The sequence below is a fragment of the Roseovarius sp. MBR-78 genome, from assembly GCF_040547535.1.
Taxonomy (GTDB): domain Bacteria; phylum Pseudomonadota; class Alphaproteobacteria; order Rhodobacterales; family Rhodobacteraceae; genus Roseovarius.
In genome coordinates, this window is the sequence record NZ_JBEPPX010000066.1 from 1 (window position 1) to 3611 (window position 3611).

The following is a 3611-nucleotide window of genomic DNA, read 5'->3' on the forward strand; positions in this document are numbered from 1 at the left end:
CCGGTCACCGTCCAGCAATCGCACGGTGGTGCTGGCGCACAGGCGCGCGCGGTGATCGACGGGCTGGAGGCGACGGTGGTCACGCTGGCGCTGTCGGCGGATATCGACAAGATTTCGGCTCGCACCGGCAAACTGCCCGCCGACTGGCAATCGCGGCTGGCGCATAATTCCTCGCCCTATACCTCGACCATCGTGTTTCTGGTGCGCGACGGCAACCCGAAGGGGATCAAGGATTGGGGCGACCTGATCAAGCCCGGTGTCGACGTGGTCACCCCCAACCCCAAGACATCCGGCGGTGCGCGCTGGAACTTCCTTGCCGCCTGGGCCTATGCCGAGAAGAACGGGCTGGACCCCAAGGAATTTGTCGGCAAGCTTTATAAAAACGTGCCCGTGCTGGATACCGGCGCGCGCGGATCAACCACGACCTTCACGCAGCGCGGCATCGGCGATGTGCTGCTCGCGTGGGAGAATGAGGCGTTCCTGGCGCTGAAGGAACGCGGCGAGGATGCGTTTGACATCGTTGTTCCTTCCGTCTCGGTTCTGGCGGAACCGCCGGTGACGCTGGTTGATGGCAACATCAAGAGCGACGCGCAGCGCAAGGCCGCCGAGGCCTATCTGGAGCATCTCTACAGCCCCGAGGCGCAGGCGCTGGCGCTCAAGCATTTCTACCGCGCCTGGGACACGTCCAAGGCCAACCCCGAGGATGTCGCGCGCTTCCCCGATGTGACCCGCCTGTCGATTGCCGAGTTCGGCGGCTGGCCCAAGGTGCAGCCCGAGTATTTCGGCGAAGGCGGCGTGTTTGACCAGATTTACGAGGAATAAATCATGAGGGCGAGCCTTTTGCGCTCGCCCTCACCCCTGCCGGGGTTTGGGCTGAGCTTTGGCATCATGATGGCGATCCTGTCCATCGTGGTGCTTCTTCCTATCGGCGCATTGTTGGGCCGGGGCCTGATGATCGGCCCGGCGGATTTGTGGGGCATGGTCAATTCGCGCCGCATCTGGGCGGCGCTGGAACTGTCGTTTCGCGCGGCATTGATCGCGTCGCTGTTCAACCTGGTGTTCGGGCTGGCGCTGGCCTGGGTGCTGGTGCGCTATCGGTTCTGGGGGCGCAAGCTGATCGACGCGGCGGTGGACCTGCCCTTTGCGCTGCCCACGGCGGTGGCGGGCATCTCGCTGACGGCGCTTTACGCGCCCAATGGCGTCTTTGGGCAGGCGCTGGCCCCCTTGGGCATCAAGGTCGCCTATACCGAGGTCGGCATCTGGATGGCGCTCATTTTCATCGGGCTGCCCTTCGTGGTGCGCACCGTGCAGCCGGTGATCGAGGAGCTGGAGCGCGAGGTCGAGGAGGTCAGCGCCACGCTGGGTGCGCGCCGCGCCTATACCTTGCGCCGGGTGGTTTTGCCCACGTTGACGCCGGCACTTTTGACCGGCTTCGCGCTGGCACTGGCGCGGTCGGTGGGCGAATACGGCTCGGTCATCTTTATCGCGGGCAATATTCCGAACCTCACGGAGATTGCACCGCTGCTGATCGTGATCCGGCTGGAAGAATACAATTACGACGCCGCTGCGGCCATCGGCATCGCCATGTTGCTGATTTCCTTTGCCATGCTGCTGGCGATCAACATCATTCAAATCTGGAGCAGACGGAGGATCGGCCTTGTCTGATATCGCGCTCACCCGTCCCACCCCCGTCACAACCGAGCCGCGCCTGGCCCGGCACCTCCTCATTGGCACGGTTCTGGTGCTGATCGGGGTGCTGCTCTTCGCACCACTCATCGCGGTCTTTGCCGAGGCCTTGCGCAACGGCTGGGCGGCGTCACTTACCGCGCTGTCGTCGCCTGATGCGTGGTCGGCCATCCGCCTCACGCTGATCGTTGCGGCCATCGCCGTGCCGCTCAATGCGGTGTTCGGCATCGCCGCCGCCTGGGCGATCACCAAGTTCGACTTTCGCGGCAAGGCGTTCCTGATCACGCTCATTGACCTGCCGTTTTCCGTCTCGCCGGTGGTGGCGGGTTTGGCGCTGGTGCTTTTGTTCGGTGTCAACTCGTCGCTCGGGGCCTGGCTGGTGGCCAATGACCTCAAGATCGTGTTCGCCTTTCCCGGCATTGTGCTGGCGACGATGTTCGTGACCTTTCCGTTCGTGGCGCGGGAACTCATCCCGGTGATGATCGAACAAGGCCAGGCCGAGGAAGAGGCGGCGCTGACGCTTGGCGCGTCGGGATGGCGCGCGTTTTTCACCGTCACCCTGCCCAATATCCGCTGGGCGCTGCTTTATGGCGTGCTGCTTTGTAATGCCCGCGCCATGGGCGAATTTGGCGCCGTCGCTGTCATCTCGGGCAAGATCCGGGGCGAGACGACGACCATGCCGATCATGATCGAGATGTTCTACAACGAATATCTGTCGGTCGCCGCCTTCTCTCTGGCCGCTGTTCTGGCGCTTCTGGCGCTGGTCACGCTGACCCTCAAATCGCTTCTGGAATGGCGTCACGCCGATGTTCTGGCCGCAACGCGCCGTCACTGAAAGGGCAAACCCATGCATATAGACATCGAAGACCTGGCCAAGGAATTCGGCACCGAGCGGGCGCTGCACCCGGTCTCGCTCGCCATCCCCTCGGGCGCGCTGATCGCCCTTCTGGGGCCGTCCGGGTCGGGCAAGACCACGCTGTTGCGCATTCTGGGCGGGCTGGAATTTCCCAGCTCGGGGCGGGTGCTGTTCGACGGCTCCGACGCCACCGGCCTGAGCGTGCAGGAGCGGCGCGCGGGCTTTGTCTTTCAGCATTACGCGCTGTTCAAGCACATGACGGTGTTCGAGAACATCGCCTACGGGCTGCGCGCCCGCAACCGCAAGACCCGCCCGACCGAGGCCGAGATCGGCCGCCGGGTGAACCGCCTGCTGGACCTCATTCAACTGCCCGATATCGGCGCGCGCTATCCCAGCCAGCTTTCGGGCGGGCAGCGCCAGCGCGTGGCACTGGCGCGCGCGCTGGCGATCGAGCCGCGCATGCTGCTGCTCGACGAGCCGTTCGGCGCGCTGGACGCCAAGGTGCGCAAGGAACTGCGCCAGGGCCTGCGCGATATCCACGACACCACGGGGCTGACGACGATTTTCGTCACCCACGATCAGGAAGAGGCGATGGAACTGGCCGATCTGGTCGTCGTGATGTCGATGGGGCGCATCGAACAGGTTGGCAAACCGGCGGAGATCCGCGCCAAGCCCGCCAATGACTTCGTGCGTGAATTCACGGCGTCCTGATCATGAGTAAAACTGATCTGGACCGCATTGATCGCAAGATCCTGCATGAGTTGATGCGCGACGCGACCATCCCCGTCGCGCAACTGGCCGAGCGCGTCGGCCTGTCGCAAACCCCCTGCTGGAAACGGGTGCAAAAGCTTGAGGCCACGGGCATCATCACCGGGCGGGTGGCCATCGTCGATCCCGCCCGGATCGGCCTTGGCCTGACCGTGTTTGTTGAGATCGAGGCCCCCGATCATTCCCGCGAGTGGCGCGCCGAGTTCCGCGCCGCCATCGCGGAATTCCCTGAAATCATCGAAGTGCATCGCATGGCGGGCGATGTCGATTACCTGCTGAAAGTGGCCGTGGCCGACATGGC

5 protein-coding genes are annotated in these 3611 nt (G+C 64.1%); all 5 read left to right on the top strand.

Annotated elements, in window-relative coordinates:
* The coding region (locus ABIE58_RS20070; protein WP_354546384.1) for a sulfate ABC transporter substrate-binding protein at nt 1-822 on the top strand (822 nt) is incomplete at its 5' end.
* A 3-nt stretch (nt 823-825) separates the two neighbouring features.
* Entirely contained in the window at nt 826-1665 is an 840-nt protein-coding gene (gene cysT / locus ABIE58_RS20075) for a sulfate ABC transporter permease subunit CysT (RefSeq protein WP_354546385.1), read from the top strand.
* On the top strand, nt 1658-2521 hold the full coding sequence (gene cysW / locus ABIE58_RS20080) for a sulfate ABC transporter permease subunit CysW (RefSeq protein WP_354546386.1): 864 nt from the start codon (nt 1658-1660) through the stop codon (nt 2519-2521). Before cysT ends, cysW begins: the two co-directional genes overlap by 8 nt.
* Before the next feature lie 12 nt (nt 2522-2533).
* A complete protein-coding gene (locus ABIE58_RS20085; RefSeq protein WP_354546387.1) occupies nt 2534-3253 on the top strand; it encodes a sulfate/molybdate ABC transporter ATP-binding protein in 720 nt (239 codons plus the stop codon).
* A gap of 2 nt (nt 3254-3255) precedes the next feature.
* Nucleotides 3256-3611 (top strand): Lrp/AsnC family transcriptional regulator (locus ABIE58_RS20090; protein ID WP_354546388.1); only part of this gene is annotated, 356 nt, incomplete at its 3' end.